This window comes from Sphingobium sp. RS1 (assembly GCF_056156825.1).
Map to the genome: position 1 here is coordinate 2,455,001 of NZ_JBLZXE010000002.1, position 22,888 is coordinate 2,477,888.

Below are 22,888 nucleotides of genomic sequence, written 5' to 3' on the forward strand. Positions count from 1 at the left end.
CGCTGATGATTCGCCGCGCGCCACCGGTGCAGGCGCCCGCTTAACAGCATTTTCTAAGCAGGTGGAATCACCTGCTGACTCGGAAAATGCGGTAAACCAATAACTTAGAGCAGCCGAACCGATATAATCGGATCGAGAACTGCTCTAAGAGCGAGCGCCCTGCCCTTTTACGCCGTCTGGATATAGTCGCGCAGCGAGGCCGCTTCGGCCTCTATGCTGTCGATGCGATATTTGACGAGATCGCCGATCGAAATCATGCCGACCAGCGCGCCATCGACCACCACCGGCAGATGGCGGATGCGCCGCTTCGTCATCAGCGACAGGCCATGAATCACCGGCGTATCGTCATCGATCGTGATGGCAGGCGCGGTCATCACTTCGCCGACGCTGTGATCCAGTGCCGCCGGACCGTCCTTCGCCACCCGATAGACCAGATCGCGTTCGGAGAAGATGCCGACCACCTGACCATCATCGACCACCGGGACACAGCCGATTCGCCGTTCCGACAGCAATTGCACGACGGATTGCACGCTATCGTCTGGATGCACGCTGATGACGTCGCTCTTGCCCTGCAAAATCGCTGCAATGGTCATGACCACTCTCCTTGTCCGAGACATTTCCCATGGGCGCTTGATGATCCCACTTTCGTCGCGCAAAATAAAGGGATGACGCGTAAACAGGCCCTGGATGATCCGGAAATCGCGGCGACCGCCTGGGCGCGTTTCCGGCGCATCATGGCATGGATGGCCTTAGGCGGCGCAGTCTGCGTCGGGATCGCCCTGTTCTTCCTGCACAGGCGGTCGGGCGACATGCCGATTCACATGGTGATCGCCACGATTTTGGGCGTATGGCTGACCTTCATGCTGGGCACCGGACTGATGGCGCTGGCCTTCCTGTCGAGCGGGACCGGGCATGACGAACAGGTGATGGACCGACTGAAGGACGAGGTGCCGCTTGACGATTGAGACGGAAACGGGCGCGGATCGGGGCGAGGTGGTGTTGCGGCTGGTGCCCCATCTGACCGACATCAACGCCAATGGTCATATTTTCGGCGGCTGGGTGCTCAGCCAGATGGACATTGCCGGCGGCATTGTCGCGTCGCGCATCGCCCAAGGCGCGGTGGCGACCGTGGCGATCGAAAGCATGACCTTCATCACGCCGATCCTGCTGGGCGATGTCGTGTCGGTCTATGCGAAGGAGGAACGACGCGGCCGCACATCGGTGGCGATCCGCATCGATGTCGTGGCAACGCGCGGCATCGCCATGGACGAGGTGGTGCTGACCAGCGGTGTCTATACTTTCGTCGCTCTGGACAATCAGCACCGGCCGCGTCCGTTGCCGGTGATCTGACTGTCCGGAGAGATCGACATCAGATCTTCCGCTATCGCCGTTCGTTTTGAGCGTGTCGAGAAACGGGAAGCCTTGCCCTAGCAGCTTCTCGACTTCGCTCGAAGCGAACGGATCTTGGTTTGCTTTCCTTATCGTTTCAGCGCTTCGCGGTAGGACCAGACGCGCTTGTCATTAGCGGGGATAGTGATGCGCCAGATCCAGCTGTTGCCGCGCCGTTCCATGTCGGTCGGGCGCGGGCTGATATCATGGGGAATGGTCACTTCCGCCACGACCGGAAAGGGGCGGGCGTTGCTCAAGCTCAGGGTCCAGTCGCGGCTCTTGCGCGATTGCGCCGTCTGCCGGACGAGGATGCGGACATCTGGGCTGGCCGCCAGGTCGTAGTCGACGCGCTCGCCCTCCGCCTTGTCGCCAATGTCCGCCTCACCCGCGAGCAGGCGCAAGCCATCCACTTGCTCGAAAATCGCGACCTGGCCCGAAGGCATGGCAAGGCCAAGTCCGTCGTCCTTGCGATTCTGCACGCGCAGCCGCAGCGTCATCGGAATCGGCCCGTTGGTCGGGGCAAAAATGCTGGCGATGTAGAGCCGCTCCACTTTCACATCTGATTGGCGAAGCAGCGCGACCTGCTTTTGCGCCTTGGCCGCCACATCGACGGTGACGGGCACGCGATAGAGTTTGAGATCGCCGACATCCTCGGGCGGAGGGGGTGGTGGGGGAGGCGGCGGGGGCGGAGGGGCCATGACCGGAGCCGGCGCGAACAGGCGGCTTGTGCGGCGTTGGGCCGAAACCACAATGTCATATGCCCCCTCCATCATCATCGGTTCGGTCAACTGGACCGGGAATAATTCCCATACCGGATGGGTGCTGGTGATATCCGTCGGCCAGCATTGCAGGCGCAGCGGGCCGCCGGTCGGGCGGGGCTGTACGCCACGGTGCTGCTTGTTGGGCTGGCCGGCGATGACGTTCAGTTGCGCATCGGCAAAGCCGGTAACACCGCCATTGGCAACAGTCAGCCAGGCCATCAGGTCCAGAGTTTTGCCATCCTCCTTCATGTCGGCGACATAATTGGCGGCCCAGTCGAATCCCTCGGCCAGATAGGTGAGTTCAAGCCGGGCACGGGTCGGCCGATCGCTGGTCGCGATCACCGACAGGGTCGGGCGCGGCGACAGATCGGCAGGCGCGCGGGGATAGAGCATGCGTTCGGGCAGGCCGCTGCACCCCAGTGCCTCATAGCCCTGCGCCGTCTGTACGATGACGCCGCCCATCGGCCCGGCAGAGATGATAGCCTCCTGTTCCGTCACCCTGCCGGTCTTGCGGTCGGTGCGGCGCAGGGTGACGCTGCGCTTGAGATAGGCGTCGACGAGGCCAGCAGGGGAGAGGAGGCGGGCATCGCGATTTTTCTCGCGCACGCCGCGCGGCATGCCGGCGAGAATCGCGGTCTCGGGCATCAGCCCTTCCGCCACGCCTTCGAACCGGATCACCGATTCGCCCTGCGGCAGATCGACCTCGCGGATTTCGGTGACGAGCGCATAGCCACGCGGCCAGTTGCGGTCGATCGCGCCCTTTGCCCGGCCCGGTGCGCGATAGATGGTGACGGACACCGAATCGGCGCGCGGCGACACGACCGTGCCGGCCTGAACCGGCAGTGCGATCGCCCACAGGAGGAAGAGGAGCAGGAGACGCGACACGCGGGCGCCGCTCCGGTCAGTAGCGCGAATCGAAGGTGACGCTGAGATCGACCGTGCCGTTGGCGGGCACCGGCACGCTCCATTCCATCCGGTCGGCCGATACGCGCTTTCCTTCCTGACTCTGGCCCTCCAGACTTTGGCCCCCCAGACTTTGGGTGATGACGCGGGTGTCGCCCCACAGGCCCTGTTGGGCGAGGTCGATCGTCACGGGCTGGGCGCGGGCGTTGGTCAACGTGTAGCGCATCTTCGTTTCCCAGCGGCTGCCGCCCTTCTTCGTGCGCTGCTCCACGGTCGGGCGGACCTTGACGTCGAAGGCTTCGCCGGTGCGCAGGGCCATGGAGGAACCCATCGGCGTATGGTCGATACTGTTTTCGCCGATAAATTGCGGATTGCCGCGCACATCGCGCATATAGACGCGGATCGTGCCGGCGGGCAGTTGGTCGCCAAGGCCGCCATCCTTCGACGTCGAGAATTTGAGGACGCTGGAGGCGCTCATCGGCTCGGCGGAACTGCCGAGCCAGCCATTGACATATTCATAGGTGGCGCGGGCCGGCGCGCCCTTCACGTCGAGGAAGCTGACCTGTTTCTGCTGGGCGTTGGCGATCGTGGTGCGAGCAGCCAGCGGATAAAGATAATAATCGCCCAGCCGTTCGCGCGGGCCGCTTTCGGTGCCGGCCTGATCGATCGCGCCGCTCGACCCCTGCCACCAGTTGCTGCGGCCGCCGCCATTGGCTGGGTTGCCGGCCACCAATATCGTCTTCGCATTGGTGAAGGTCGTGCCGCTATTGTTGGTGAGCGTGACCCAGCCCTGCATGTCCATCGCCCCCTTGGCCGCATCGAACAGCGCGACATAATCGGCGGTCCAGCCGAGATTGGGGGTGAGGTAGGAGAGGCGGGCCGGGACGGTGCCGGCACGATCGGCCTGAACCGTGACCGACAGGGTCGGGCGGGCACGCAGATTGGACGGCACGCGGTCGAACACGACCCGCACCGGCAGGCCATCGTCGCGCAGCACCTCTATCCGGGTGCCGATCTGAAGCACGATGCCGCCATTGGCCGCCAATATCTTGGCCCGCTCCCGCGTTTCCGCGCCGGTCGCCGGATTGGTGCGCACCAACGTCACCTCCTGCCCGACCGCCTTGTCCATCAGCTTGTCGGGAGACAGCAGGTCATAGTCGAAATTCTGTTCGACGATGGCGAGGCCGGGACCGGACAGGTTCACCGTTTCGGGGCGGATACGGGCGGACACGTCGGGAAATTCGATGCGGGTGCGCCCGGCATTGACCGTCAGTTGCCGGTCATCCTGCACCAGCGACTGACCACCATTATAGATGGTGACGGCGACATCGCCCTGCGCGGTGGCCCCTGTGGGATCGGCTGAACTGAGTGATTGCGCCAAAGCGGAAGCGGGGAGGGCGGTCAGCAGCAGGGACAGCAGGGGCGCGGCTTTCATCGGCAACTCTCCAGATATGTGAAGATGTTGTGCCGGATTGCGAGCGACTTGCAAAGCGGCCTTGTCGCGCCGCCATGAAAAGATGAGCGCCAACAAAAAAGGGGCCGGCGCATCATGGCGCCGCCCCCTTTTTTTTCCTCATCCTACCGATCGCTTATTCGGCAGCTTCGGTTGCCGCACGCGAGCGACGGGTGCGCTTCTTGGGCGCGTCCTCGGCCGGTTCGGCATCATTGTCGGCACGGGCGATCGAGGGCGGCAGCACCGCCAGGTCAAGGCTCTCATTGCCTTCGGCCACGGCGGTCTTGCGTGGACGACCACGACGGGCGCGGGGCGCTTCGGCCTCGGCCGGTTCCGCGGCGGCGGCAACCGGCTGGGCTTCGGGTTTCGACTCGGCACGGGGAGCCTCAACGCGGGGGCGAAGCGAGGCTTTGGGCTTGGGTGCCAGCTGCGGCGCGTCGAGCGCGGGATTGCCGGCCGGACCTTCCACACCCAGTTCCTGCTGGGGCGCAGCACCGTCCGCAACGAAGCGATCCCGACGGGGACGATCGCGGCGGTCGTTGTTGCGCGGGGCACGACCTTCACGGTCGTCGCGCTGGTCGCGGCTTTCGCGATACCCACGCGAATCGCGGCCCTCTTCCTGACGATCCGACCGGTCACGCGGAGCGCGATCATAATGGCCCTGCTCACGCGGGGTGCGGTCATATTGGGGCTGGGCGTCGGCGCGGAAATCGTCGTTGCCGTCGAAGCCTCCGTCGAAATCGTCACCATCCTCGTCGAAATTGCTCTCATCGCGGGGACGGAAGCGCTGCTGCTGCTCTTCCTGGCGGGCGCGGTTGTCGGCGAGCACGCGGAAATAATGATCGGCAAATTGCAGATAATATTCGGCATTGACCCGGTCGCCGGCCATCTGGGCATCACGCGCCATATTCTTGTATTTCTCAAGAAGCTGGGTCGCATTGCCACGGGCGCGGCTGTCGATGCGGTTACCGTTGTCGCCACCGCCCCGATTGTTGCCGTTAGGACGTCCGTTGTTATTGTTCCGGCCGCGATTGCGGCGGCCGGCCTGCCGGTTGTTGATCAAGACATGATCCTTGCGTTCGCTATGACAAAATTCACTGAAAACACTGTTCAGTCGCCATCCCCAAGCACGGCCTGCTCTTCAGGCCGTATACGGCTCCGCCAGGCATGATCCTTCGGATCATTCCCCCAGCTGCCACCGGCGCCTGCGCAGCGAGCGCCGTCATGACTATAAGGAGCTAGGAAAACGGCCTTTTCTATCAACGATCTAAACGATCATGTCACAAGATAGAGCCGTTCCTGAAGCCGATGTAATGGCTTTCCATCGAGAAACCAAGCAATTTTCGCTTGTCCGATGGTAAATCAACCCTTGCTCAGGCGGGATAGGTGGCGATGAGGCAACGATCATGGCCCGCCAGGTCGTGCCGGACGGCGACGGCCAGCCCCTGTTCGTGCAGCAGCGCGGAGACGCTGTCCTTCTGGTCATAGCCGATCTCGATCGCGGCCATGCCGCCTGCCGCGATCAGCCGGGGCAGGTCGGGCGCGATGCGCTTATAATCGTCCAGCCCATCGGCCCCGGCGAAGAGCGCGCTGGCCGGTTCGCGCAGCACGTCCCCGGACAGGGCCAGATCCGCAACGATATAGGGCGGGTTGATGAGCAGCAGGTCGAACGGGCCATCCACATCCTGCGCCCAGTCGCCAAGACGGAAATCGGCGCGGGCGCTCATGCCGAGCCGGTCGGCATTGCCTTGTGCCACGGCAAGGGCAGGGGGAGAGGCGTCGATGCCCAGCCCGCGCGCCTGCGGCCATTCCGCCAGCGCGGCGAGCAACAGCGCGCCCGAGCCTGTGCCCAGATCGAGGATGGTCGCGGGCGCGCGACCGGTGAAGTGATCGACCGCGGCCTCGATCAAAGTCTCGCTGTCCGGGCGGGGGATCAGCGTGTCCGGCGTTACGGCAAGGTTGATCGTCCAGAAATCGCGCATGCCGGTGATATGGGCGATCGGCTCGCCATCCAGCCGCAGGGTCAGCAGGGTGGCAAAGCTATCCGGTACGGTAAGGTCACGCTGGCGCAGCAGCATGTCGCCGCGCGACAGGCCGAGCGCATGGGCCATCAGCAATTCGGCATCGAGCCGCGCGGTGTCGCTTGCGACAGCGAGTTGGACAGTTGCAGCGCGCAGAGCGTCGGGGATGCCTCCGTTCGTCATTCCCGCGAAAGAGGGAACCCAGCTCCAAACGACGCGCCATGACACGCCTTATGGGAGATGGGTCCCCGCGTCCGCGGGGATGACGGGAATGGGGAAAGGGAAAGGATCAATTTACCCCGTCCAGCTGCGCCAGCCGAGCGGCCTCATCTTCCGCGACCAGCGCGTTGATAACCTCGCCCAGGCCCGGCCCTTCCAATATTTCAGGCAGGCGGTGCAGGGTCAGGTTGATGCGGTGGTCGGTGACGCGACCCTGCGGGAAATTATAGGTGCGGATGCGTTCGGAGCGGTCGCCCGATCCCACCATTGCCTTGCGCGCGCCGGCCTGTTCGCTGGCGGCCCGCTCGCGCTCCACTTCGTAGATGCGGGCGCGCAGCACCTGCATCGCCTTCGCCTTGTTCTTGTGCTGCGACCGCTCGTCCTGCTGCGTCACCACGATGCCGCTGGGCAGATGGGTGATGCGCACGGCGGAGTCGGTGGTGTTCACATGCTGGCCGCCGGCACCGGACGCGCGGTAAATGTCGATCTTCAGGTCGCTGTCGGCAATCTGGACGTCGACTTCCTCCGGTTCGGGGAGGATGGCGACGGTCGCTGCGCTGGTGTGGATGCGCCCGCCGCTTTCGGTCGCGGGGACGCGCTGGACGCGGTGGACGCCGCTTTCGAATTTCAGCTTGGCGAAGACGCCGGTGCCGTTGACGCTGGCGACGACCTCCTTGAACCCGCCCTGTTCGGAGGCGTTGGCCGACAAGAGTTCCATCTTCCAGCCCTGCGCATCGGCATAGCGCTGATACATGCGGAACAGGTCGCCGGCGAACAGCGCGGCTTCGTCGCCGCCGGTGCCAGCGCGGATTTCCAGCATGGCGGGGCGGGCGTCAGCGGCGTCACGGGGCAGCAGTTGTAGCGCCAGCGCCCGTTCGGCGTCGGGCAACTGGCTGCGGATCAGCTGCATTTCCTCCTGCGCCATTTCGCGCATGAGGGGGTCGGCGTCGGGATCGTCGCTGCCGCCGGCCATCACGTCGAGCGCGGCCAGTTCCTGCCGCAGCCGGCGCACTTCATGCGCGGCGCGGGCGACCGGCTCGATCTCCGCATATTCCTTCGACAGTTTCACGAACGCTTCGGGCGCGAGGTCGGCGCGCGTCATCGCCGCCTGCACCTCATCCCGGCGCGCCTCGATCTGCGCGATGCGTTCGGCGGAAATGTGCATTAGTTGGGCGTCACCTTTGTCGGATCGAAACCCTTCAGCAATCCTTCGACAAAGCTGGCATGGCCAATCAAGGGATAGTCAGCCAACGCTTCGATCTTGCAACGTTCCTGCGATCCATCGACAAGATTACGGACGGTTACTTCGCCTTGTGCCAGTTCGTCGTCGCCAATGATGATCGCCGTCTGCGCACCCGATGCGTTCGCGCGCTGCATCCGCTTCTTCATATTGCCGCGATAGCCCATGTCGCAGGCGATACCGGCGCGACGCAGATCGGCGATGATACCGGTCGCCTTCGTCTCGGCCGCTTCGCCCATGGGGATGAGAACCACGGCAGGCTTGTCGATGGCGGGCTGGTCGATCAGCATCGCCAGCCGCTCGATCCCCGCTGCCCAGCCGACCGCCGGGGTGGAGGGGCCGCCCAGATTTTCGATCAGGCCGTCATAGCGGCCGCCGCCCAACACGGTGCCCTGCGCACCCAACCGGTCGGTGATGAATTCGAAGGCGGTGTGGCGATAATAATCGAGGCCGCGCACCAGCCGGGCATTGCGTTCCCATGCCACGCCCGCCGCATCGAGGCCGCTCGTCACCTTCTCGAAGAAGCTGCGCGCTTCGTCGGTCAGGTAGGCGTCAATATCCGGCGCGCTGTCGGCGACCGGGCGGTCGCGCGGATCCTTGCTGTCGAGGATGCGCAGCGGGTTCTTCGCTAGCCGCTCCACGCTGTCTTCCGACAATTGGTCGCGATGCGCCTCGAAATGGGCGATCAGCGCGGCGCGCCATGCGTCGCGGCTCGGCCCGTCGCCCAGCGTGTTGAGGTTGAGCGTCACGCCGTCCGACACGCCCAGTTCCTTCAGCAACTGGTCGGCCAGCACCAGCAGTTCCACATCCGCGCCCGGCTCGCCCGCGCCGAGGATTTCGGCATCGAGCTGGTGGAACTGGCGGAAGCGGCCCTTTTGGGGCCTCTCGTAGCGGAACAGCGGGCCGTGGGTCGCGACCTTCAAAGGCGCATATTGCTGCCAGCCCTCGGTAATATAGGCGCGGCTGATGCCGGCGGTGAATTCGGGGCGCAGGGTGATGCTGTCGCCGCCGCGATCCTCGAACGTGTACATCTCCTTCGAGACGACGTCGGTGCTTTCGCCCAGCGAGCGCGCGAAGACGGCGGTGGATTCGAACACCGGCACTTCGACCCGCTGGAAGCCATAGAGTTTGCGCACCCGGTCGAAGGTCGCGACCACATGGGCGAAGCGTTCCTGAAACGCTTCCGTGGTGCCGCCCAGCATGTCCTGCGTTCCGCGCACCGGGCGCGGCGTTTCTATCTTCGCCATGGGGCAGCGCCTTTAACGGCAAATCACCCCCTTGGAAACGCGCTTTTTACGGCCGTCCATCAGGGGGTGGACGCCGCCGTCCTCCCTCGCCATGCTAAGGGGCAATCGGGCCGTCCGGCCCCATCCCCTTTCTGGAGACATCCATGATCCGCAGCATCGCTGCCGCCCTTTGCCTCAGCACGGCCATCGCCAGTCCGCTTTTCGCGCAGGACGCGATCCGGTCCAAGCCGACCGCGCTGCCCGTCGACAATGCCGCCCCTGCACCAAAGGACATACCCTATCCGGGCGGCACCATCCGGCTGGAGGTCGATGCGACCGACACGACCCAGCGCATCTTCCGCGTGAAGGAGACGATCCCCGTCGCCGCCCCCGGCCCGCTGACACTGATGATGCCGGCCTGGCTGCCGGGCAATCATGCGCCGCGCGGGCAGATCGAGAAGCTGACCGGCCTGACCTTCACCGCCAATGGCCAGCCGGTCACATGGAAGCGCGATCCGCTGAACGTCTATGCCTTCCAGATCGATGTGCCGCAGGGCGCGACCGAGGTGGTGGCGCAGTTCCAGTTCCTGTCCGCGACCCAGCCCAATCAGGGCCGCGTCGTCGTGACGCCCAAGATGCTGAACATCCAGTGGGAAAGCGTGTCGCTCTACCCGGCCGGATACTATACAAGGCAGATCCCGATCCAGCCGACCGTGACCTATCCGGCGGGCTGGCAGGCTGCGACCGCGCTGCGCGGAACCAAGACCGGCAATGCCGTCGCCTATGAGACGATCGATTATGAAGCGTTGCAGGATTCCCCTGTCTTCGCCGGACGCTATTTCAAGCCCGTCGATCTTGGCAGCAACGTCACGCTGAACATCGTTGCAGATGACGCCGACGAACTGGATTTCAAGCCGGAGCAGATGGCCAAGCACAGGAAGCTGGTCGCCGAAGCGGGCGCGCTGTTCGGCACCTATCATTTCAACCATTATGACTTCCTGCTCGCCATCACCGACGAAATGGGCGGCATTGGCCTGGAACATCATCGCTCGTCCGAGAATCAGGTCGAGCCGGGCTATTTCAAAAAGTGGGATTCGGGCGAGGCGCTGCTGGACCGCAACCTGCTGCCGCATGAATTCACCCATAGCTGGGACGGCAAGTTCCGCCGCCCCGACCTGCTCTGGACGCCCGATTTCAACGTGCCGATGCAGGATAATCTGCTCTGGGTCTATGAAGGGCAGACGCAATTCTGGGGCTATGTGCTGGGCGCGCGGTCGGGCATGTTCAGCAAGCAGGAGACGCTGGACGCCTATGCCCAGATCGCGGCGAAGCTGGACACGGCGGTTGGTCGCCAGTGGCGTGCCATGGAGGACACCACCCATGATCCCATCATCTCCGCCCGCAGGCCAAAGGGCTGGACCAGCTGGCAGCGGTCGGAGGATTATTATAACGAAGGTCTGATGATCTGGCTGGAGGCCGACGCGATCATTTCGAAGGCCACGCGCGGCAAGAAGGGCCTCGACGATTTCGCCAAGGCGTTCTTCGGCATCAATCCGGGCGATTGGGGGCAGGTCGTCTATAATCGCGGCGACGTCATCAAGACGCTCAACGACATCGCGCCCTATGACTGGGCCGGCTTCTTCCAGAAATATGTCGACAGTACGACCAGGGAAACACCCAAGGGCGGCTTCATCCTGGGCGGCTACAAGCTGGTCTATGGCGAGGAGCCGGGCGCCATCAGCAAGGCGGCCGAGGGTGCCAACAAGATGGTCGACCAGAGCTTCGGCATCGGCGCGATCGTGAAGAATGACGGCGAGATCAGCAGCGTGATCTGGGACAGCGCGGCGTTCAAGGCCGGCCTCGTCACCGGTGCCAAGATCCTGGCCGTCAATGGCGACGAATTTTCCGGCGATGTGTGGAAGGCCGCGATCAAGGCCAAGACGCCGATCCAGATCATCCTAAAGCAGGATAAATACTATCGCACTTTGACACTCGATTATTCGGGCGGGCTGCGCTATCCGCGCCTCGAAAAGACAGGAGAGGGTGAGGGCAGCCTCGACAAGCTGCTTAAGGCCAGAACATGAGTCACCCGCAACGCAACTTGAAGCAAAAGGCGTTTCCATGAATATCGAACTCATCTCGGTCGGCGACGATCCGCCCAACAGCCTGAACGTCATCATCGAAGTGCCCGTCGGCGGCGAACCGGTGAAATATGAATTCGACAAGGCGTCCGGTGCGCTGTTCGTGGACCGCATCCTGCACACGCCGATGCGCTATCCGGCGAACTATGGCTTCGTGCCGCACACGCTGTCGCCCGATGGCGATCCGCTCGACGCGCTGGTCATCGCCCGCTCGCCCTTCGTCCCCGGCTCCGTCGTGCGCGCGCGCCCGATCGCGGTGCTGAATCTGGAAGACGAAGCCGGCGGCGACGAAAAGCTGGTCTGCGTGCCCGACGACAAGACCTTCCCTTACTACAGCAATGTGGGCGAGAAGGACGATCTGCCGGGCATCGTGATGGAGCAGATCGAGCATTTCTTCACCCATTACAAGGATCTGGAAAAGACCAAGTGGGTCCGCATCGGCACCTGGGGCGGGGCGGAAGACGCCAAGCAGATCACCCTGGAAGCGATCGAACGCTACAAGGCGAGCAAGGCGGAAAAGGCGGCGTAAGGCCGGTTATTTCGGAATTTGAAAAGGCCGCGTGGAGTGATCCACGCGGCCTTTTTATCAAGTTTCCTCGTCATGCCAGCGAAGGCTGGCATCTCTCTTTCTTCGTTCTGGCGTTGCGCCGGAAGAAGTGAGATCCCAGCCTTCGCTGGGATGACGAGGGTTACACTAAATCAACCGATCCGCATCCAGCGCCATGGCGAGCGAATCCCGGCCCTTGGGCATGCGCGCGTGGAGGCGAGCGTCGGCTTCGACCAGCCGTTCGATCCCGGCTTCCAACTGATCCTCGGGCAGGGTGAAGGGCAGGCGCATGAAGCGTTCGAAGGCGCCGCTGACGCCGAAGCGCGGACCGGCGGCGATGCGTACGCCCAGACTTTCGGCGAGCGCCGCCAATGCCGTCGCTTCCGCACGGGGCAGTTCGGCCCAGAGCGAAAGGCCGCCCGCCGGCGATTCGACCCGCCAATGGGGCAGGCGCTGTTCGATAAGGCCGATCAGATGGTCGCGCCGTGCCCGCAACATCCCGGCCCGTTCGCCAAGGCCGACATCCGCATCGACCAGTTGCGCGACCGCGATCTGCTCCACCACCGGGCTGGCCATGTCCATCGTCGTGCGCAGCCGGCCGAGCGCCGCAACCGTCTGCGGATCGGCGCGAATCCAGCCGACGCGCAGCCCGCCCCAGAATATCTTGCTGGCCGACCCCAAGGTGATGACCTGCCGTCCCGACGGATCATGCATGGCGACCGGCGGCGGCGGCGCGAAGTCGAGGCCCATGGCGACCATGGTTTCATCGACGATCAATGGCGTGTGACTGCGCATGGCAGCTGCGACCAGCGCGCGGCGGGTGGCCGGGTCCATGCTGCGGCCGGTCGGATTGTGGAAATCGGCGATGACATAGGCGAAGCGCGGCGATGTCTGGCGAAAGGCCGCCTCCATCGCATCCACGTCCCAGCCCTGCGCCGGCAGGCCGACCGGCACCGGCACGACATGGGCGCGCTGCAACGCCTGAATCGCGTTGTGATAGGTGGGATGGTCGATCACCACCCGGTCGCCCGGCCCGGCTAGCCATTTGAGCAGGAGCGAAAAGCCCTGCTGCGCACCATTGGTGACCATGATCTGATCGGGATGGGTGGGGCAGCCGCGCCGCTCATAGTGAGCGGCGATCGCGCGGCGCAACACGGTCAGGCCCAGCGGATCATAGCCGAGGTCGCCGAGATAGGCGGGCAGCGCTTCGACCGCATGGGCATAGGCGCGGGCGACGCCGGGCGCGGCGGGCAGGGCAGCGTGGGTCCAGTTGAGCAGGTTGCCGCTGCCCGCGCTGACATCGCGTTCGTCCGGCGACATGTCTGCGCTGCCGGCGGGCAGGCGCGTAACGCTGCCCGATCCCTGCCGGCTTTCCAGATAGCCTTCGTCGCGCAGCCGGTCGAACGCCGCTGCGACCGTGGTGCGCGACAGACCGAGCGCGGCGGCCAGTTCCCGCTCGCCCGGCAGACGGACGTTGAGGCCGACGCGCCCGTCCAGCACCAGCATCCGCAGCGCCTGCGCCAGCTGGCGATAAGCCGGCTCCGCGCTGTCCTGCGCGCGCCAGGCGCCAAGCAGGCGAAGAAGAGAGGGCGGACGAAGCAGGGAAGTGGACATGGCAGGCGTTCCAGTTGGCCGATCGATCAAGGCCATTTATGCCGGATTGGTCCTTTTGGAAAAGGCCAATTCTACGCAACAAGCCTCTTCATGATGCAGCCCATCCTCCTTCGACGCCTGTTCCAGCTTTTCTGGGGCCTCGCCCTCTACGGTTTTTCCATGGCGCTGATGCTGCGCGCCAATCTGGGGCTGTCGCCATGGGATGTGCTCAATCAGGGCCTTGCCCCGCGCCTTGGCCTCAGCTTCGGCATGACGGTCAATCTGATCGGCGGACTCGTACTGCTGCTGTGGTGGCCGCTGCGCCAGCGGCCCGGTTTCGGCACGGTCGCCAATATCGTGGTGATCGGCACGGTGGTGGACCTGTCGCTGGCGATCCTGCCGACACCGGAAGGCTATGCGATGCGCAGCCTGTGGCTGGTGGCGGGCATCATCCTCAACGGCATTGCCGGCGGCGCCTATATCGGCGCGGGCATGGGGCCGGGGCCGCGCGACGGGCTGATGACGGGCCTGTGCCGGCGCACCGGCTGGCCGGTCAAATGGGTGCGCAGCGGGATCGAAATCGGCGTGCTGGCGATCGGCTGGATGCTGGGCGGCACGGTGGGGGTGGGCACCATCCTCTATGCCGCGACGATCGGCTGGATCGTCCATCACGCCTTGCCCTTCTTCCGCATTGCCCCGGCAGAGCGTCCGGCTCAAGCCTGACGATATGCCCCCTGACCGGCCGACGCCTTTATCGTCGGCCGGTCCTTTTCCTTTTGAAATGCGGCATTTGGCGATTGACCGGGGCAGGCAGACGGGCATGATCCGGCGCGCCCACCCGATCAAGGAGCCTTTCGTCCCATGCGCCCCTTCCTCGCCGCCGCGCTGATCCTGCCGCTGACCGCTGCATCCGTTCCGCAAGCCCTTACGCCCTCGCTCGCCCCGCTTGCCTTCGAGCAAATGGCCCCGGCCGGGACGAAGATGCCGCGCTTCAAGGTCGATGCCGCCTGGCCGGCGATGCCCGACGACCTGCTGCTGGGGCAGGTAAGCGGCGTGGCGGTGGGGCCGGACGATTCGGTCTGGGTCGTACATCGGCCGCACAGCCTGACCGCCACCGACACCGGCCTTGCGCAGTCGCCACCGATTGCCACCTGCTGCAAGCCCGCGCCGCCGGTGGTGCGCTTCGGTAAGGACGGCCGCTATATCGGCGGCTGGGGCGGAGCGAGCAGTGCGCCGAGCATCGACGGCGTCAGCCAGTGGCCAAGCAGCCTGCACGGCATCTTCGTGGACAAGGCGGGTAGCGTCTGGTTCGGCGGCAATGGCAAGGGCGACCATGTCGTCCTGAACTACAGCCCGGAAGGCCGCTATATCCGCAGCTTCGGCCAGCGTGAGAAGACCGGCGGCAATGATGCGACCGAGCAGCTCGGCAACCCATCCGACGTCAATCATTCGGGCGGCATGGTGCTGATGTCGGACGGCTATACCAACCGGCGCGTCATCGGCTTCGACGCGAAGACGGGACGCTATAAGGGCCGCTGGGGCGCCTATGGCAAGCCGCCCAGCGGGCCGGTGCTGAAAGGCGCGTTCGACCAGAGCCATGCCGTCGATCCCAGCCAGGTCGCGGACCCCAAAGCGGCCATTTTCGGGAGCATCGTCCATTGCGTCGTCCCGACCAACGATGGCCACCTCTATGTCTGCGACCGCAACAACAACCGCGCGCAACTGTTCAGGCGGGAGAAGGATGGCGGCCTGACCTTCGTGCGCGATCTGGCGATCGCAGCGGAGACGGGCGGCACCCATACGGTGACCGACATCGCCTTTTCCCCCGATCCGGCGCAGACCTATATGTATGTCGCCGACATGATGAACGGGCGCATCTGGATATTGGAGCGCAAGACGCATGAAGTGCTGGGCGCGATCGGCCGGGTCGGGCGGCAGGCGGGGCAATTCACCTGGTTGCACAGCATCGACACCGACAGCGACGGCAATATCTACGCGACGGAGGTGAATACGGGGCGACGCGTACAGAAGCTGGTCTTTACCGGGATCGAGTAAGAATTTTTCGCGCAGAGGCGCAGAGAGCGCAAAGCATTCATCTCTCTGCGTTCTCCGCGCCTCTGCGCGAACCTTTTACGCTACCCTGCGATCAGCCGGACATAGGCGCTGGCGATCCAGCCGCTGGGGCAGGGGCCAGCATACGCTTGCTTTCGTTCCGCTCGGCGCTTTAGGCCGCATTCTGTCACCGAAGCCATGCTTACAGGGACGCTGGAAACGTCCAGTACAACCCCCAACCACTTTTGATCGAGCGTGCGTGAACATACATATACCCGGCTGCCGGGCGCCAGCCGGCCTGCGCTTCTTGAATCTGCAAAGGGTGCCGCCCTCAATTCGGCTGGCGCTTCATCGTCGCCAACGGCAACGATCGCACCCATCGTTCCACAGGCTGCAAAAGCTGAGCCATCCTCCCCGATCGTGACCGGCCGCGCGATCGGCGCATCCATGCGGCTTTCGGGCACATCGTCGCGCGGCGCGCCGGCCAGCGAGCTGTTGGGCAATTCCTCATAGACGTCATTGCTTTTCGAGCAGCCGGCAAGGGCCAGCAGCGACAGGATCAGCAGGGTGGGGACGGCGCGCATGAAAGCCGTGATAGACCGCGCCGGATGCCAGCGAAAGCCGCCATGTTTCGCTTTAGTTTCATGCCCGCTTTCCCTATATGCTCGGCATGAGCGAAGAACCCGTCAATTCCCCCAACAGCAATGAATATGGCGCCGACAGCATCAAGGTGCTGAAAGGGCTGGATGCCGTGCGCAAGCGGCCCGGCATGTATATCGGCGATACCGACGATGGCAGCGGCCTGCACCACATGGTGTTCGAGGTCAGCGACAATGCGATCGACGAAGCGCTGGCGGGGCATTGCGACCTCATCACCATCACGTTGAACCCCGACGGGTCGGTCAGCGTCGAGGATAATGGCCGCGGCATCCCGACCGGCATCCACAAGGAAGAGGGCGTGTCGGCGGCCGAGGTCATCATGACCCAGCTGCACGCCGGCGGTAAGTTCGAAAATACCAGCGACGACAATGCCTATAAGGTGTCGGGCGGCCTGCATGGCGTGGGTGTGTCCGTGGTGAACGCCCTGTCCGAGTGGCTGGACCTCAATATCTGGCGCGAAGGCGAGGAGCATTGGATGCGCTTCGCCTATGGCGATGCCACCGCGCCCTTGAAGGTGATCGGCAAGGCGCCTGAAGGCAAGAAGGGGACGCGCGTCACCTTCCTCGCTTCGACCGAGAAAGCGCCCGGCGACGGCGGCACCTTCAAGAACCAGATCGAGTACGACTTCGAAAAGCTGGAGCATCGCTATCGCGAACTGGCTTTCCTCAACAGCGGCGTGCGCCTGTTCCTGGTCGATGCGCGGCATGAGGAGAAGAAGGAAGTCGAGCTATATTATGAGGGCGGCATCGCGGCCTTCGTCAAATATCTCGACCGCAACAAGAATGCGCTGATGCCCGATCCGATCGCGATCGCCGGCACCCGCGACGACGTGACCATCGACGTCGCGCTGGAGTGGAACGACTCTTATTATGAGAACGTCCTCTGCTTCACCAACAACATCCCGCAGCGCGATGGCGGGACACATCTGGCCGCTTTCCGCGCGGCGCTGACCCGCACCCTCAACAGCTATGCCGAGAAGTCCGGCGCGCTGAAGAAGGAGAAGGTGAGCCTGACCGGCGAAGATATGCGCGAAGGGCTGACCGCCATCGTCTCGGTCAAGCTGCCCGATCCCAAATTCTCGTCCCAGACCAAGGACAAGCTGGTGTCGTCGGAAGTGCGCCAGCCGCTCGAAAGCCTGATGGCCGACAAGATGGCCGAATGGCTGGAAGAGAACCCGGCGCACGGCAAGATGATCGTGCAGAAGGTGATCGACGCCGCCGCCGCCCGCGAGGCCGCGAAGAAGGCGCGCGAACTGACCCGGCGCAAGGGCGCGATGGATATCGCGTCACTGCCCGGCAAGCTGGCCGACTGTCAGGAACGCGACCCCGCCAAGTCCGAACTCTTCCTGGTCGAGGGTGATTCGGCCGGCGGGTCTGCCAAGCAGGGGCGCAACCGCCATAATCAGGCGATCCTGCCGCTGAAGGGCAAGATCCTGAACGTCGAGCGCGCACGGTTCGACCGGATGCTGTCGTCCAAGGAAGTCGGCACGCTCATTCAGGCGATGGGCACGGGCATTCGTGACGATTTCAATCTGGACAAGCTGCGCTACCACAAGATCGTCATCATGACCGACGCCGACGTCGACGGCGCGCATATCCGCACGCTGCTGCTGACCTTCTTCTACCGCCAGATGCCGCAGATCATCGAGGCGGGGCATCTCTACATCGCCCAGCCGCCGCTCTACAAGGCGACGCGCGGCCGGTCCGAAGTCTATCTGAAGAACGAAGCGGCGCTGGAGCAATATCTGGTCGACAATGGCGTCGATTCGATGGCGCTGGAGACGACCGGTGGCGCCCGCACGGGCGACGACCTGCGCAGCCTGATCGAACATGCCCGGCGCATGCGGGCCGTCATGCGCTATGTGCCGCGACGCTATAATCCCGCGATCATCGAGGCGCTGAGCCTCAATGGCGCACTGGACCCGGAACTGTCGGCAAACGCACAGGCCGAGCGGCTGGCCGCGACCGTGGCGTGGATGGACGCGCAGGACGTTGAAGGCCGCTGGACCGGCATCGTCGCCGAAGAGGGCGGCTTCCATTTCCAGCGGCTGTGGCGCGGCGTCACCGACCATCATGTGATCGAGGGCGGCTTCATCGGGTCGGCCGAGGCGCGCAAGCTGCACAGCATCGCTGCCGAGGATGCGGACAGCTATCGCACGTCCAGCCGCCTCATCACCGTCAAGGCCGCGCAGGCGGCCGAGGATGCGGGCGACGACCTGCCCGCCGCCACCGCCAAGGGCGCGACCGTCACCCGGCCGAGCGAATTGCTCGACGCGATCCTGACCGCAGGGCGCAAGGGGCTGGCGATTCAGCGCTACAAGGGGCTGGGCGAAATGAACGCGGAACAGCTGTGGGAAACCACTCTGGACCCGGACAATCGTTCGATGCTGCGCGTCGAGGTGGAGCAGGCGGACGTCGCGGACGAAATCTTCACCCGCCTGATGGGCGATGTGGTCGAACCGCGCCGCGAATTCATTCAGGACAATGCGCTCAACGTCGCCAATCTGGACGTCTGAGCCATGAGCGACGCCGCGCTGCCTCGCTGTAGCTGGGTCAGCGCGGCCGATCCGCTCTATTGCGCCTATCATGACGAAGAATGGGGCGTACCGGAGCGCGATTCGCGCATGCTCTGGGAAATGCTGATGCTGGAGGGGTTCCAGGCCGGCCTGTCCTGGATCACCATCCTGCGCAAGCGCGAGACGTTCCGCGCGGCCTTTGCCGGATTCGATCCGGACAAGGTCGCCGCCTTTGACGAGGCGGATATTGAACGGCTGATGGGTGATCCCGGCATCGTGCGCGCCCGTGCGAAGATCGAGGCGACGATTCGCGGCGCGCAGATTTTCTGCGCCATGCGCGATTCGGGCGAGGATTTTGCGACCTATGTCTGGGCGTTCGTGGACGGGCAGCCGATCCGTAACGACGGCGTGCATTTCCCGGCGAAGACCGACCAGTCCGAAACCATATCGAAGGATTTGAAGACGCGTGGCTTCAAATTCGTCGGGCCAACCATCGTCTATGCCTGGATGCAGGCGATCGGCATGGTGAACGACCATGCGGCCGACTGCTTCCGCCGCGACGCCGTCTGCGCATGAAGACGGGCTGGCTGCTGCTCCCGCTGCTGCTGATTGGCGGATGCGGGCGCGAGGAGCCGGCCGCGAATCGAACGGAGGCCACGCAGGAAGTGGCAGCGCCCATCAACAACAGCGTCGCGAACGAGAGCGTGGCGCCACCGCCCGCACCGGCACCGCCACCGGCCGATGAAGCCAAGCCCTTGGTTTCACGTGAAACACCGCCCAACAGACCGACGCCGGCCGATTATCGTGCGATCGGCACCGAACCCTTTTGGGCGGTTACGATTCGCGGATCGACCGCCCGGCTGGAACGGCCGGATCATCGCCCGCTACGCTATAGCGTGGTGCGAGACGGGGATGATCGGGCGATCCGTTATATCGGCGAGGGCTTCAGCCTGACCGCCACTGAAGGGCCATGCAGCGACGGCATGAGCGACGCCATCTGGTCCGATCGGGTGCAGATCGCCTTTGGCGAGGGCACGCTCAAGGGCTGCGGCGGGATCAGGGAGGAAGATGGGCCGAGGCGCGAATAAGCCGATCAGTCCGGCGTTGCGCCCTCCAGTTCTTCCATCGTCGCGCGATCTTCATCCGACACGAATTCGCAGGCGAGCAGGGTCCGCCCCTTGAGCGCCGGTCCCTGCCGCGCGACGACGGAGATCAGGCCCATATCCTTCATCCCCTGATCGGCATCGGGCAGTTGTCGGGCGAAGCCAAGGCTGGAACTGCCCAGAATCCGGCTCGATTCGGGTTTGAGATCGTAACGCTCGGCCAGTTGCGCCGCGACTTCGCCCTGAATGAGGACGCCCACGGCCATGCCGCCGAACATCACGTCCTGGGTGACGAATCCGTCACGCTCGATCGGCTTGCGCAAATGATAAATGGCTGCGCCCAGCCCCGATGTGTCGGGCTTGGCGATCTTCTCTGCCGCTTCGTAAAGCGCGGTGGCGCTGCCCAGCGAATAGGGCGGCTGACACAGGGCCGCGCCGAAGAAATCCGGTTCGGCGGCCAGTGCGGGGATGGGCGCAAGAGCGAGCAGGAGCACCAGGCTCCGCAGGGAAAAGATCGTCATTACAGGATCATGGACCGTTCCCTGATCCCGATCAACGCAAGCTTCAGTCGGCCCGCATCGCTTCCGCCACCAGTGCCTCCGCCTCCATCAGCAGCGCATCCTCGGCTGCGGTCTGGGCAACATGCTCCCGCCCGATCAGGATCAGCACCGGCACCGCCAGCGGGCTGACCCGATCGAGCGTCACATGCAGCATGGTCTGGCTCGCCCGGTCGATCAGGTCGCCCAGCCGCCCCACATCGGTCATGCGCGCCCGGGCATCCGCCCATGCGGCCTTCAGCAACAGATGATCGGGCTGATATTTGCGCAGCACGTCATAGATGAGGTCGGTGGAAAAGGTGACCTGCCGCCCGGTCTTGCGCTTGCCCGGATGCTGCCGCTCGATCAGGCCGGAAATCACCGCCACATCGCGAAAGGCGCGCTTGAGCAGGCTCGACTGTTCGACCCAGTCGACAAATTCATGGTCGAGGATATCGGCGGAAAAGAGGCTGGCCGGATCGGTGACCGGCTTCATGCCATAAACCGCCAGCGCATAATCGTTGGACACGAAGCCGAGCGGCATCAGCCCCTGACTCTCCATCCGCCGGGTCAGCAACATGCCGAGCGACTGGTGCGCATTCCAGCCTTCGAAACTGTAGCAGATGAGGTAATGCCGCCCCTCATGCGGGAAGGTTTCGATCAACAGCTGGCCGGGCTGGGGCAGGGTGGACCGCAGCTTCTGCATCTCCAGCCATTCGCGCACATCGGGCGGGAAGCGATGCCATTCCTGCGGTTCAGCGAGGAAATGCCGGACGCGGTCGGCCAGCCGCGTCGACATGGCCATGCGGGTGCCGCCCCAACTGGGGATGCGCGCCTGCTTCGACGTCGCGCGCACGACCAGATCGCTGGTGTCCATCCGTACCACCTCCAGCGCCATGCCGGAGAAGAAGAAACTGTCCCCTGGCGTCAGCGTGGCAGCGAAGCCTTCCTCCACCGTGCCGAGCTTGCGCCCATTGGCGAAGCGAACGGCGAGCGCCGGCTGATCGACAATGATGCCGGCGTTCAGCCGATGCTGCTGAACAAAGCGGGGATGGGAGACACGCCAAGTCCCGTCCGGCTCCTGCGTCAGCCGCTTGAACCGGTCATAGGCGCGCAGCGCATAGCCGCCACCCTCGATGAAATGCAGCACATGGTCGAACGCTTCAGCGGTCAGCGCGCTATATGGCGTGGCGGATTGAACCTCCGCCAGCAACTCTTCCGCGCGAAACGGCCCGGCGCAGGCGAGGCCCATCACATGCTGGGCCAGCACGTCCAGACTGCCGGGGCGAAAATCGTCAGCGTCGCGTTCACCCGCCTCCACTGCGTCCAGCGCCGCGCGCGCCTCCAGATATTCGAAGCGGTTGCCGGGAATCAGGATCGCTTCCGACGCCATGTCGAGCCGGTGATTGGCGCGGCCGATCCGCTGGAGCAGGCGCGAGCTTCCCTTGGGCGCGCCCATCTGGATCACGCAATCGACGTTGCCCCAGTCGACGCCGAGGTCGAGCGATGCGGTTGCGACCAGCGCGCGCAGCTTGCCCGCCGCCATCGCCGATTCGACCTTGCGCCGCGCCTCGATCGACAGGCTGCCATGATGGATGGCGATCGGCAGATTGGCGTCATTGACCGACCAGAGTTCCTGAAAGATGAGTTCGGCGAGGCCGCGCGTGTTGCAGAAGACCAAAGTGGTCTGCCGCGCCTCGATCTCCGCCATTACCTGCTTTGCGGCATATTTGCCCGAATGGCCCGACCATGGCACGCGGCCTTCGGGAATCAGGATGGCGACATTCGGCTCCGCTCCGGCCTCGCCCATCACTGGCGTCACGGCGTCGATGTCGCCATCGGGGGCCAGCCAGGCGCGATAGGCATCGACATCGGCGACAGTCGCGGACAGTGCCACCCTGCGCAGGTCCGGATTGATCGCCTGCAACCGTGCCATCGAAAGATTGAGCAGGTCGCCGCGCTTCTGGGTGGCGAAGGCATGGACTTCGTCCACGATGACCGTCTTCAGGTCCGAAAAGAGCAGGGCGGCATCGGGATAGCTGAGCAGCAGCGACAGCGATTCGGGCGTGGTCAGCAATATCTGCGGCGGACGCACCCGCTGCCGCGCCTTGCGGTCCGACGGGGTGTCGCCCGTGCGTGTCTCCACGCTGATCGGCAGGCCCATTTCCTCGATCGGCGTCAGCAGGTTACGCCGTACGTCGACCGCCAGCGCCTTGAGCGGCGAGACATAGAGGGTGTGCAACCGATCGGTCGGGTTGGCGATCAGGTCGGTCAGGCTGGGCAGGAAGCCCGCCAGCGTCTTGCCAGCCCCAGTGGGGGCGACCAACAGTGCATGCTCGCCGCGTTCCGCCGCCGCCAGCATGTCCATCTGGTGTCGTCGCGGGCGCCAGCCGCGCGCCGCGAACCAGCTTTCGACGATGGTGGGAAGGGTAAGCGGCATGACCCGGATGTAGGGTGGCTTGCCGCTTCTGTCATCGCCCCTGCTTTGCCAGCGCGTTGCAGCCATGTTAGACTTGCGCATCTTCCTTC

The 22,888-nt window shown here is 64.4% G+C and carries 21 protein-coding genes (1 of these 21 only partly in view); 10 read left to right on the plus strand and 11 right to left on the minus strand.

Going from position 1 to position 22,888, the window contains the following annotated elements; genetic code table 11:
- Window positions 1-44 carry the final stretch of a lipopolysaccharide biosynthesis protein gene (locus ACNHGR_RS13670; protein ID WP_475286771.1) on the plus strand. The gene continues 1,444 nt to the left of window position 1, outside the view, so 44 of the gene's 1,488 nt are visible here — the last part of the coding sequence; its start codon lies beyond the left edge, outside the window; it ends in the stop codon at window positions 42-44.
- 123 nt (window positions 45-167) lie between these two features.
- Here ACNHGR_RS13670 and ACNHGR_RS13675 read toward each other — a convergent pair whose 3' ends face one another.
- Window positions 168-593, minus strand: a complete 426-nt coding sequence (locus ACNHGR_RS13675) for a CBS domain-containing protein (protein ID WP_184268411.1) — start codon at window positions 591-593, stop codon at window positions 168-170.
- 72 nt (window positions 594-665) lie between these two features.
- Between ACNHGR_RS13675 and ACNHGR_RS13680 the strand changes: the two genes are divergently transcribed.
- Together ACNHGR_RS13680 and ACNHGR_RS13685 are read left to right on the plus strand one after the other, a co-directional pair.
- Window positions 666-965, plus strand: coding sequence for a hypothetical protein (locus tag ACNHGR_RS13680; RefSeq protein WP_475286773.1), 300 nt, complete (start codon window positions 666-668; stop codon window positions 963-965).
- Complete coding sequence (locus tag ACNHGR_RS13685; RefSeq protein WP_184272206.1) at window positions 961-1,350, plus strand: hotdog domain-containing protein; 390 nt, start codon at window positions 961-963, stop codon at window positions 1,348-1,350. The genes ACNHGR_RS13680 and ACNHGR_RS13685 overlap by 5 nt, the downstream gene beginning before the upstream one ends.
- 128 nt (window positions 1,351-1,478) lie before the next feature.
- On the opposite strand, the gene ACNHGR_RS13690 is transcribed toward ACNHGR_RS13685, so the two are convergent.
- The 6 genes from ACNHGR_RS13690 to hisS form a co-directional block, all read right to left on the minus strand.
- Window positions 1,479-3,035 (minus strand): DUF4139 domain-containing protein, encoded by a 1,557-nt coding sequence (locus tag ACNHGR_RS13690; RefSeq protein ID WP_475286775.1) that lies wholly within the window; start codon window positions 3,033-3,035, stop codon window positions 1,479-1,481.
- A gap of 16 nt (window positions 3,036-3,051) precedes the next feature.
- On the minus strand, window positions 3,052-4,488 hold the full coding sequence (locus tag ACNHGR_RS13695) for a DUF4139 domain-containing protein (RefSeq protein ID WP_475286777.1): 1,437 nt from the start codon (window positions 4,486-4,488) through the stop codon (window positions 3,052-3,054).
- Window positions 4,489-4,642: 154 nt separating this feature from the next.
- Window positions 4,643-5,569: a DUF4167 domain-containing protein gene (locus ACNHGR_RS13700; RefSeq protein ID WP_184268420.1), complete on the minus strand. Its 927-nt coding sequence runs from the start codon at window positions 5,567-5,569 to the stop codon at window positions 4,643-4,645.
- 310 nt (window positions 5,570-5,879) lie between these two features.
- Window positions 5,880-6,710, minus strand: a complete 831-nt coding sequence (prmC, locus tag ACNHGR_RS13705) for a peptide chain release factor N(5)-glutamine methyltransferase (RefSeq protein ID WP_475286779.1) — start codon at window positions 6,708-6,710, stop codon at window positions 5,880-5,882.
- A gap of 106 nt (window positions 6,711-6,816) precedes the next feature.
- Window positions 6,817-7,911 carry a peptide chain release factor 1 gene (prfA, locus tag ACNHGR_RS13710; protein ID WP_475286781.1) on the minus strand — a complete coding sequence of 365 codons (1,095 nt, stop codon included), beginning with the start codon at window positions 7,909-7,911 and terminating at the stop codon, window positions 6,817-6,819.
- Window positions 7,911-9,233 (minus strand): histidine--tRNA ligase, encoded by a 1,323-nt coding sequence (hisS, locus tag ACNHGR_RS13715; protein WP_475286783.1) that lies wholly within the window; start codon window positions 9,231-9,233, stop codon window positions 7,911-7,913. The genes prfA and hisS overlap by 1 nt, the downstream gene beginning before the upstream one ends.
- A 143-nt stretch (window positions 9,234-9,376) precedes the next feature.
- Between hisS and ACNHGR_RS13720 the strand changes: the two genes are divergently transcribed.
- Complete coding sequence (locus ACNHGR_RS13720) at window positions 9,377-11,296, plus strand: M61 family metallopeptidase (protein WP_475286785.1); 1,920 nt, start codon at window positions 9,377-9,379, stop codon at window positions 11,294-11,296.
- 37 nt (window positions 11,297-11,333) lie between these two features.
- Complete coding sequence (ppa, locus tag ACNHGR_RS13725; protein ID WP_184268428.1) at window positions 11,334-11,882, plus strand: inorganic diphosphatase; 549 nt, start codon at window positions 11,334-11,336, stop codon at window positions 11,880-11,882.
- 165 nt (window positions 11,883-12,047) lie between these two features.
- Here ppa and yczR read toward each other — a convergent pair whose 3' ends face one another.
- Entirely contained in the window at window positions 12,048-13,514 is a 1,467-nt protein-coding gene (gene yczR / locus ACNHGR_RS13730) for a MocR-like transcription factor YczR (protein WP_184268430.1), read from the minus strand.
- A gap of 90 nt (window positions 13,515-13,604) precedes the next feature.
- Here yczR and yczE point away from each other — a divergent pair, with 90 nt between their 5' ends.
- Window positions 13,605-14,216: a membrane protein YczE gene (yczE, locus tag ACNHGR_RS13735; RefSeq protein ID WP_475286788.1), complete on the plus strand. Its 612-nt coding sequence runs from the start codon at window positions 13,605-13,607 to the stop codon at window positions 14,214-14,216.
- A 138-nt stretch (window positions 14,217-14,354) separates the two neighbouring features.
- Window positions 14,355-15,548, plus strand: coding sequence for an NHL repeat-containing protein (locus ACNHGR_RS13740; protein ID WP_475286790.1), 1,194 nt, complete (start codon window positions 14,355-14,357; stop codon window positions 15,546-15,548).
- 80 nt (window positions 15,549-15,628) lie between these two features.
- Here the strand turns inward: ACNHGR_RS13740 and ACNHGR_RS13745 are convergent, their stop codons facing one another.
- Window positions 15,629-16,129: a hypothetical protein gene (locus ACNHGR_RS13745; RefSeq protein ID WP_475286792.1), complete on the minus strand. Its 501-nt coding sequence runs from the start codon at window positions 16,127-16,129 to the stop codon at window positions 15,629-15,631.
- Window positions 16,130-16,215: 86 nt separating this feature from the next.
- Here ACNHGR_RS13745 and gyrB point away from each other — a divergent pair, with 86 nt between their 5' ends.
- From gyrB to ACNHGR_RS13760, 3 genes are read left to right on the plus strand one after another with little or no spacing between them, the layout of a single operon-like run.
- Window positions 16,216-18,720: a DNA topoisomerase (ATP-hydrolyzing) subunit B gene (gyrB, locus tag ACNHGR_RS13750; protein ID WP_475286794.1), complete on the plus strand. Its 2,505-nt coding sequence runs from the start codon at window positions 16,216-16,218 to the stop codon at window positions 18,718-18,720.
- A gap of 3 nt (window positions 18,721-18,723) precedes the next feature.
- The gene (locus ACNHGR_RS13755) at window positions 18,724-19,296 is read left to right on the plus strand and encodes a DNA-3-methyladenine glycosylase I (RefSeq protein WP_475286796.1); all 573 of its coding nucleotides are present in this window, start codon (window positions 18,724-18,726) and stop codon (window positions 19,294-19,296) included.
- Window positions 19,293-19,808 (plus strand): COG3650 family protein, encoded by a 516-nt coding sequence (locus ACNHGR_RS13760; protein WP_475286798.1) that lies wholly within the window; start codon window positions 19,293-19,295, stop codon window positions 19,806-19,808. The genes ACNHGR_RS13755 and ACNHGR_RS13760 overlap by 4 nt, the downstream gene beginning before the upstream one ends.
- 5 nt (window positions 19,809-19,813) lie before the next feature.
- On the opposite strand, the gene ACNHGR_RS13765 is transcribed toward ACNHGR_RS13760, so the two are convergent.
- Window positions 19,814-20,344, minus strand: coding sequence for a hypothetical protein (locus ACNHGR_RS13765; protein ID WP_475286800.1), 531 nt, complete (start codon window positions 20,342-20,344; stop codon window positions 19,814-19,816).
- A 43-nt stretch (window positions 20,345-20,387) separates the two neighbouring features.
- Window positions 20,388-22,799: a ligase-associated DNA damage response DEXH box helicase gene (locus tag ACNHGR_RS13770; protein WP_475286802.1), complete on the minus strand. Its 2,412-nt coding sequence runs from the start codon at window positions 22,797-22,799 to the stop codon at window positions 20,388-20,390.
- Window positions 22,800-22,888: the final 89 nt, after the last annotated feature.

Bases quoted from the DNA above. Each gene is read 5' to 3' on its own strand.
- yczR (WP_184268430.1), bottom strand. From the start codon at position 13,514: ATGTCCACTTCCCTGCTTCGTCCGCCCTCTCTTCTTCGCCTGCTTGGC.
- ACNHGR_RS13770 (WP_475286802.1), bottom strand. From the start codon at position 22,799: ATGCCGCTTACCCTTCCCACCATCGTCGAAAGCTGGTTCGCGGCGCGC.
- ppa (WP_184268428.1), top strand. From the start codon at position 11,334: ATGAATATCGAACTCATCTCGGTCGGCGACGATCCGCCCAACAGCCTG.
- ACNHGR_RS13765 (WP_475286800.1), bottom strand. From the start codon at position 20,344: ATGACGATCTTTTCCCTGCGGAGCCTGGTGCTCCTGCTCGCTCTTGCG.
- ACNHGR_RS13745 (WP_475286792.1), bottom strand. From the start codon at position 16,129: ATGCGCGCCGTCCCCACCCTGCTGATCCTGTCGCTGCTGGCCCTTGCC.
- hisS (WP_475286783.1), bottom strand. From the start codon at position 9,233: ATGGCGAAGATAGAAACGCCGCGCCCGGTGCGCGGAACGCAGGACATG.
- yczE (WP_475286788.1), top strand. From the start codon at position 13,605: ATGATGCAGCCCATCCTCCTTCGACGCCTGTTCCAGCTTTTCTGGGGC.
- ACNHGR_RS13680 (WP_475286773.1), top strand. From the start codon at position 666: ATGACGCGTAAACAGGCCCTGGATGATCCGGAAATCGCGGCGACCGCC.
- prmC (WP_475286779.1), bottom strand. From the start codon at position 6,710: ATGACGAACGGAGGCATCCCCGACGCTCTGCGCGCTGCAACTGTCCAA.
- prfA (WP_475286781.1), bottom strand. From the start codon at position 7,911: ATGCACATTTCCGCCGAACGCATCGCGCAGATCGAGGCGCGCCGGGAT.
- ACNHGR_RS13755 (WP_475286796.1), top strand. From the start codon at position 18,724: ATGAGCGACGCCGCGCTGCCTCGCTGTAGCTGGGTCAGCGCGGCCGAT.
- ACNHGR_RS13675 (WP_184268411.1), bottom strand. From the start codon at position 593: ATGACCATTGCAGCGATTTTGCAGGGCAAGAGCGACGTCATCAGCGTG.
- ACNHGR_RS13760 (WP_475286798.1), top strand. From the start codon at position 19,293: ATGAAGACGGGCTGGCTGCTGCTCCCGCTGCTGCTGATTGGCGGATGC.
- gyrB (WP_475286794.1), top strand. From the start codon at position 16,216: ATGAGCGAAGAACCCGTCAATTCCCCCAACAGCAATGAATATGGCGCC.
- ACNHGR_RS13695 (WP_475286777.1), bottom strand. From the start codon at position 4,488: ATGAAAGCCGCGCCCCTGCTGTCCCTGCTGCTGACCGCCCTCCCCGCT.
- ACNHGR_RS13740 (WP_475286790.1), top strand. From the start codon at position 14,355: ATGCGCCCCTTCCTCGCCGCCGCGCTGATCCTGCCGCTGACCGCTGCA.
- ACNHGR_RS13720 (WP_475286785.1), top strand. From the start codon at position 9,377: ATGATCCGCAGCATCGCTGCCGCCCTTTGCCTCAGCACGGCCATCGCC.